Genomic DNA, 7,119 nt, shown 5'->3' with positions numbered 1-7,119 from the left:
CCGGTCGACGGCGATCGACGACCGCGACGATCGACGCCTCGAGATGCGAAACACGGCGATCGAGATCGACTCACAGGGCTACCAGAGCGGAAACGAGGAGTTCATCATGCACGTGAATAACACCGGCTCGACGACGCTTTCGGTCGCCGAGACGGCTCTCTTGATCGACGGCGACTATCGAAACCTGAGTTCCGACCAGACGAGCGTCGACGGAGCCCCGGACCGCGAACTGTGGCAGCCCGGCGAGACGCTGACCGTCACGGTCTCGGTCTCGGCCGACCCGAGCAGGGCGAAGTTCGTGACCGAACACGGAATCGCCGAGACGGTGGTGCGGTAACCATGGCGGGCGACTCCGTCTCGACGCTGATCCTGTTCATCGCCGCGATGTTGGTCGCAGCCGGCGTCGCCGGGACGCTGGTGACTAACGTCAACGAACTCAGCAACGCGGTCGATACCCAGAGTGCCGACGTGACGGACAAGATCGATACCGACATCGAGATCATCAGCGATCCGGGGAGCGATGCGGTGTACGACGACACGTCAGGGACCGTCACGATCCTCGTGAAAAACACCGGCCAGAAGACCCTTGCCGACGACGGAACCGGTCTCGACGTGCTGGTCAACGGCTCGTACATCTCGGACGAGGCGATGACGGTCACGGTGCAAGACGACGGCGGGCCGTGGCGACGGGGCACGGTCGCCGAACTCGAGATTAACCAACCGCTCGCGACGACCACAGAACACCGAGTGCAGGTGACCGTCAACGGCGCGGAAGAGGTGTTCGAATTCTACGTCTCATGACAGAGTATCACTCCATCGGACTGACCGATCGCGACCGCGTGAACAACGCCATCGGCGGCGGGATCCCAGCGGGGAGTATCGTCCTCATCGAAGGCCAAGACGGCGCGGGCAAGAGCGCGCTCTCCCAGCGCTTTTCCTACGGGATGGCGACCGAGGACGCCTACGTCACGTACGTCTCGACGGAGCTGAAGTCGTGGGAGTTCGTCCAGCAGATGAACTCGTTATCCTACGACGTGGTCGACCTGCTGTTGGACGAGCAGTTGCTGTTCTTGCACGCGAACGTCGACACCCGCAACGAAGGGCAGGAACGGCAGCTGTTGGGTCGCCTCGCGAGCGCGGAGACGCTCTGGAAAGCGGACGTCGTCTTCGTGGACACGCTGTCGTCGCTCCTGCGGAACGATCCGAACTACGAGGCGGTCATCAACGAGGGCGACGAGGACCACGTCATCCAGCGGCTGGTCACGTTCCTGCGGCAGGTGACCATGCGGGACAAGTCCGTCGTGCTGACCGTTGACCCGACGAGCGTCCGCGACGACGCGTTGCGACCGCTGCGAAACGTCGCCGATATCTACCTCGAGATCGAGACGAACACGGTCGGCCAGGAGATCAGGCGGAAGATCCTGGTCCGGCGGTTCCAGAACATGAAGAACCCGGTCGACGACTCCATCGGCTTCAGCGTCCAGCAGGGCCGCGGGCTCTCGATCGTCAGCAGGACGGTGGCCTAAATGTCCGACTTCGGCACCGCTCGACTCGAGAGCCAACTCGATGCCCTGGCCGACGAATACCCGCACCTCCGGGAACACCTCGAGTGGTTCTACGAGGAGCACGGCGAGTACCCGAAGCTCATCGACGAGCCAAGCGGCGAGTGGGAGTCGGATCGGCCCAACGTCATCTACGAGGCCGAGGCACCGATCTTCTGTCACGTCCACGGCGATCTGGGGATCGACACCACCTACTACTGCGTCGAGCCGACCCTCGAGGACGAGGACAAGGCGCTATACAACCGCATCCGCCAGCGGATCCTCGACAAGAGCGTCACCCGGCCGGCACCGGGCAACGACGAGGAGTTCGAGGAGCATTTAGACGAACTCCTAGATGAGGTCGTCGAGGTCACCTCCGGGATCACCGGACAGTCGATCGGCCGACTCAAGTCGTTCGGGACGAGCAAAATCTCGCTCTCGAGCGACCAGTTCACCCGACTGCGATACCAGCTCCAGCGCGACATCGTCGGACTCGGCCCGCTGGAACCGGTGATGGTCGACACGGCCAACGAGGACATCCACGTGATCGGGCCCAAACAGTGTTACCTCGATCACGGCACCTACGGGATGATCTCGGCGACGGTCGACTTCGGGACCCCCGAGGAGTTCGAGCAGTGGCTGCGGAACATGGGCGAGCGGATGAACCACCCGGTCAGTGACTCCGATCCGGTCATCGACGCGACCCTGCCCGACGGCTCGCGTATCAACATCATCTACTCCGACGACGTCTCGGTGCAGGGCCCCTCGCTGACCATCCGACAGGGCGAGGAGATCCCGCTGTCGGTCTTCCAGATCACGAAGTGGGGGACTCTGAGCCCGGAACTCGCGGCCTACCTCTGGCTCTGCCTCGAGAACGAACAGACCGTCTTCGTCGTCGGCGAGACGGCCTCGGGGAAGACGACGACGCTGAACGCCGCGCTCTCGTTTATCCCACGAGACGCGAAGATCTACACGGCCGAAGACACCGCGGAGGTCATCCCGCCCCACAACACGTGGCAGCAACTGCTCACCCGCGAGGGGTCGGGCGACGAGTCGGCCGACGTGGACATGTTCGATCTGGTCGCGGCCGCGCTCCGTTCGCGGCCCGATTACATCGTCGTGGGTGAGGTCCGCGGAGCGGAGGGGCAGATGGCGTTTCAGGCGGCCCAGACCGGCCACCCCGTCATGCTGACCTTCCACGCCAGCGACATCGTCTCGATGATCCAGCGCTTTACCGGCGCGCCGATCAACGTCCCCGAGACGTTCATGGACAACTGCGACGTGGCGCTGTTCCAGAACCGGGTCAAACAGGGCGACGACGTCCTCCGGCGGGTGACCTCGGTCCAGGAGATCGAGGGCTACTCCGACTACGAGGGCGGCGTCGTCACCCGACAGGCGTTCAAATGGGACCCCCGCGACGACGAGGTCGCTTTCACCGGCCGCAACAACTCCTTCGTCCTCGAGGAACAGATCGCGACGCTGCTGGGCTACGAGGACACCCGGAAGATCTACGACGAACTCGATCGTCGAGCCGAGATCATCCGCCAACTCATCGACGCCGATATCTTGGGCTACCACGAGGTCAACAACGCGATCGCCGACTTCCAACGCGACGGCCTCGAGGGGCTGCCCATCCGGATCAGCGGCATTGATCAGTTCGCCTGAGTTCACCATGTCGACCGACACCCAGTCCGCGCCCGATATGAGCGCTCGATCGGCCCTCGAGTCGCTCAACATGGCGTACGCGAACATGGAGATGTCCGCCTCGCGGTATCTCCTGCTCATTATCGCGCCCGCGTTCGTGTTCTTCCTCGGCTCGGGAGTGGCGGTCCTCGCCCTCGGGCTCTCGCTGATGCTCGGGCTCCCGGTCGTCCTCTTGGGGCTGTTGGCGATGGTCGTCGCGATCATCTACCCCAAACTGGCCCAGGACCGCAAGCGCAAGCAGGTCCGCCAGCGCTTTCACCTCTTCCTGACCCACATCACGGTCCTCTCGATGACGAACATCAACCGCGTCGAGATCTTCCGGACGCTGGCGGAGGAAGACGAGTACGACGCCCTCGCCGAGGAGATGGGCCATCTCGTCGCGATGGTCGACACGTGGAATCAGAGCTTAGACGACGCCTGCCGGCTGCGCGCCAAACAGACCACGAGCCCGCTCCTGACGGACTTCCTGGAGCGGCTCGCCTACACGGTCGGCGGCGGTCAGCAGATCAGCGAGTTCCTGATGGACGAACAGGACACGATCATCCAGCAGTTCGTCACCCGCTACGAGGCCGACCTGGCGAAACTCGACGTGATGAAGGAGCTGTACATGTCGATGATGCTGTCGGTGGCCTTTATCCTCGTGTTCGCCATCGTCCTGCCGATCCTGATCGGGACCAATCCGACGGTGTTGATCGGCGGCACCATCGTCATGTTCTCGATCGTGCAGGTGGCCTTCGTCTACGCGATTCACGTCGTCTCGCCGTACGATCCCATCTGGTACATCGAGGAAACCGAGGGGACCGGCCCGCTTACCCGGATCCCGCGGGCGCTCGCGATCGGGATCGGGTGCAGCGTCGTCCTCGCGCTCGTCATGGTCCTCGCCGCGCTCGGGTTCGTTCCACCCATCGCAGACCGCGTCCCGCTGCCGATCATGGCCGCGATTCCCGTCACGCCGCTGTTGCTTCCCGGCTGGCGGATGCGCCAAGAGGAACAGAAGGTCAAGGTCCGCGACGGGGAGTTCCCCAGTTTCATCCGCGCGCTCGGGGCCGTCGAGAGCGTCAAACAGACCTCGACCGGCAGCGTCTTGGAGAGCCTGCGGCGCAAGGACTTCGGGGCCCTGACCGACAACGTCGATGCGCTCTACAAGCGTCTGAATATGCGTATCGACGATATCCGCTCGTGGCGGCTGTTCGCTGCTGAAACCGGCTCCTACCTCATCCAGAAGTTCGGCGACATGTACGTCATCGGTCGCCAGATGGGTGGCGACCCGCAGGTGCTCGGCCAAGTCATCAGCGAGAACCAGAACGAAGTGCTCAAAGTACGCGAGCAACGCCAGCAGGCGACGATGACGCTGATCGGCGTCCTCTACGGCATCACCGCCGCCGCCGTCTTCTCGTTTTTCGTCGGCCTCGAGGTCGTCGAGATCATGATGAACATCACGAACGAGATGAACTTACAGGAACAGAGTGACGTCGCCGGGAGCCTACTGAATACCGAGCAGTACAACATTCAGACCATCGAGTACCTGCTGATCCTGACGATCCTCATCAACGCCGCGCTCTCGGCGGTCATGATCCGCATCACCGACCGCGGCCACATGATCAGCGCCCTCGTCCACTTCGTCATCATGACGTGGCTCGGTGCCGTCATCGCCGTCATCACGCAGTACGTCGTCAACGTCGTCATCAGCGTTTGAGATCGGCGGCGCGAATTGGAATCGCTTCTTGGGTGGACTCAAAACACCGACTCGAGAGTTGCCGATCACCTGTTCACCGTCACAGCAGCCGTTTCCGTTGGTGACTCATCGCTCGTAATGACGCGAATCTTCTTGACCGTTCCGCGACTGGAACAGCAATAGACCGGCGACGCCGGCCACCCCATGTCACACTCACAGCCCTATCTCGAGACGCTCGAACGATCGGCCGGGCGAACCGACGCCACCATCCAGTGGGCGCGCTTTCTCGGCGAGACCTTCGGGACGACGGGCGCGCTGAACTGCCTGCGCTACTACGAGGACCTGGGCTGGATCAGCCCGCTCGTCCGCGAGCAGATGGTCTCCTACCTGCGCGGGCTCTCGCTCGGCGAGATTCACAACAAACGCTACGACGAACCGACGACACTGGAGTACCCCCTCGAGTCCCTGAGCGGGACCCTCTTTAGCGCACACGCACAGAGCCTCGAGTACATCTCGAAGATTCGAGGCGACGACCTCGAGGAACACGTGATGATTGCTCGGATGGCCGAACGGCGAGTCGAGCGGCGGATCGACGACGAGGACGACGGGGACGACGCGGACGCCGACGGACCGAACGAGATGGTCAGCATCATCCGCGATGGCCCGTCATCGCACTGACCGTTTATCCGGCAGCTAGCCACAACAGTTATCAAGGAGATTTTCTCGAACCAAGAAATGGAAATATCCAAAGAAAATTCCGCATATGACGCCATTTGTCTGCTTCTTCTCGACTCTCCCGGCGATCACGATACGAGTCGTCCACTAGTCAGTTATTATGTCATTCATGATGTTTTGATTTATAGGGAAAACGGATCGTCCGGCTCCCTGTCCCTTAATACCTCCCGGCGTCAGGGACTCAGTACTCGTGAACACGTCCCGTCTTCGACCGCTCGCCGGTTTGCGTGACCGGCGGCTCCGACCGGGACGCTCACGACACCCCCATCTGGTGATCGTCAATGCGTGAGGACACATCTGATACCGAATCCGTGCTCGACGAACTGTCGAGGGCGGCGACTGCGGACAACCAGTCGGAATCGTACGATATCTCCCTCGGATCGACCGACGACGGGACGAAAGACATCGAACGCGAACTCGACGAGCTGATGGAGCAAGTAAACAGCGCGCTCCCGACCGACGAGGTCCAGTTCGACGAGGCCATCATCAAGGAGAACTTAGACGAAATCCTCCTGATGCTCATCGCGCTCCACGAGGAGACCCACGGCAAGGAACTCCTCTCGGACCTGACCCACCTCTTCGGTGCACAGCTCAGTCCGGGGACCGTCTACCCGAGCCTGCACAACCTAGAGGAAGAGGACGTGCTCTCGATGCACGCCAAGGTGCGAACCAAGGAGTACTCCATCGACGACGAGGAGTACGTTCGCGCGACCGTCGAGCAAACGATGGTCCAGCATCTGGCCTTCGGACTCCTGCTGTACGCCTTCCTGCCCCGACTCTGAGCTAGCTGTATTTTCGTTTCGTCGACACCGCCTCGAGAGAGCGACCGCTGTCCGGATACCAGTGAGCGTCGTGAGAACCGCAATCGCAGCCGCTGCTCGGACGGCGAAACTCGAGGGAGGGACCTGCCGCCGATATCGGCAGCAGGTTCGTTAGGACTCCTCGAGATCCTTCGCAATATCGCTCAGGCTCTCACTTGGCGGTTCGCGGGCGTCGTAGTAGGCCGTCTCGCCGGGTGCGCGACAGCCGTAGAGGAATTCGGGTTCGACGACGTCGATCAGCACCGAGCCGCCCGCCGGCACGTCGTGGTCGTCGGTCCACTCGGTCAGCCGGTCGGTCGCACCGCTCGGGTTTCGAGCCAGATCCGGCGTGTCGTAAACCCCCGGAATCGACAGCTCGTCGCCCGTCAGCGCGCGTTCGACCCGTGCGAAGCGTTCCTCCCCGTCGAGTGCAATGCGGACGACCTCGTCGGTCGGGAACTGGTCGCGATCCTCGGCCGGCACCTCGAGTTTGACCCCCGTCGCCGTCTCCGTACACGTCGATCTAACCGTGTCTACGGCGGGGTGGTCGCTCGCAATTCTGTCTGACATTGAAAACGAATCGGACTGAAATCGGCGCTGCTTACTCGTCGTCGGCGTCGCCGAGTAGTTCGTCGATGTCGGTGCTGTCTCTTATACACATCTC

At 62.3% G+C, this 7,119-nt stretch carries 8 protein-coding genes; 7 read left to right on the top strand and 1 reads right to left on the bottom strand.

The annotated features are described in order from the left end of the window. The 7 genes from C489_RS21870 to C489_RS07590 form a co-directional block, all read left to right on the top strand. Positions 1-337, top strand: a 337-nt coding sequence (locus C489_RS21870; RefSeq protein ID WP_006430628.1) for a hypothetical protein, incomplete at its 5' end; no start/stop codon positions are given. Positions 338-339: 2 nt separating this feature from the next. Continuing rightward, on the top strand, positions 340-801 hold the full coding sequence (locus tag C489_RS07615) for a flagellin (RefSeq protein WP_006430626.1): 462 nt from the start codon (positions 340-342) through the stop codon (positions 799-801). Continuing rightward, entirely contained in the window at positions 798-1,526 is a 729-nt protein-coding gene (locus tag C489_RS07610) for an ATPase domain-containing protein (RefSeq protein ID WP_006430625.1), read from the top strand. Before C489_RS07615 ends, C489_RS07610 begins: the two co-directional genes overlap by 4 nt. After that, entirely contained in the window at positions 1,527-3,206 is a 1,680-nt protein-coding gene (locus C489_RS07605; protein ID WP_006430624.1) for a type II/IV secretion system ATPase subunit, read from the top strand. Positions 3,207-3,213: 7 nt separating this feature from the next. Then, on the top strand, positions 3,214-4,941 hold the full coding sequence (gene flaJ / locus C489_RS07600) for an archaellar assembly protein FlaJ (protein WP_006430623.1): 1,728 nt from the start codon (positions 3,214-3,216) through the stop codon (positions 4,939-4,941). A 183-nt stretch (positions 4,942-5,124) separates the two neighbouring features. Then, entirely contained in the window at positions 5,125-5,598 is a 474-nt protein-coding gene (locus tag C489_RS07595; RefSeq protein ID WP_006430622.1) for a FlaD/FlaE family flagellar protein, read from the top strand. Between the two features lie 338 nt (positions 5,599-5,936). Further along, positions 5,937-6,437, top strand: coding sequence for a helix-turn-helix transcriptional regulator (locus C489_RS07590; protein WP_006430621.1), 501 nt, complete (start codon positions 5,937-5,939; stop codon positions 6,435-6,437). 150 nt (positions 6,438-6,587) lie between these two features. On the opposite strand, the gene C489_RS07585 is transcribed toward C489_RS07590, so the two are convergent. Further along, entirely contained in the window at positions 6,588-7,025 is a 438-nt protein-coding gene (locus C489_RS07585) for a DUF7112 family protein (protein ID WP_006430620.1), read from the bottom strand. Between the last annotated feature and the right edge of the window lie 94 nt (positions 7,026-7,119).

Source organism: Natrinema versiforme JCM 10478 (assembly GCF_000337195.1).
GTDB classification, from domain to species: domain Archaea; phylum Halobacteriota; class Halobacteria; order Halobacteriales; family Natrialbaceae; genus Natrinema; species Natrinema versiforme.
Note: the sequence above shows the minus strand (reverse complement) of the source record. Positions and strands in the feature narration are given on the sequence as shown.

Excerpts from the sequence above, each read along its gene's own strand:
- C489_RS07590 (WP_006430621.1), top strand. The coding sequence starts at position 5,937 with ATGCGTGAGGACACATCTGATACCGAATCCGTGCTCGACGAACTGTCG.
- C489_RS07595 (WP_006430622.1), top strand. The coding sequence starts at position 5,125 with ATGTCACACTCACAGCCCTATCTCGAGACGCTCGAACGATCGGCCGGG.
- flaJ (WP_006430623.1), top strand. The coding sequence starts at position 3,214 with ATGTCGACCGACACCCAGTCCGCGCCCGATATGAGCGCTCGATCGGCC.
- C489_RS07615 (WP_006430626.1), top strand. The coding sequence starts at position 340 with ATGGCGGGCGACTCCGTCTCGACGCTGATCCTGTTCATCGCCGCGATG.
- C489_RS07610 (WP_006430625.1), top strand. The coding sequence starts at position 798 with ATGACAGAGTATCACTCCATCGGACTGACCGATCGCGACCGCGTGAAC.
- C489_RS07585 (WP_006430620.1), bottom strand. The coding sequence starts at position 7,025 with ATGTCAGACAGAATTGCGAGCGACCACCCCGCCGTAGACACGGTTAGA.
- C489_RS07605 (WP_006430624.1), top strand. The coding sequence starts at position 1,527 with ATGTCCGACTTCGGCACCGCTCGACTCGAGAGCCAACTCGATGCCCTG.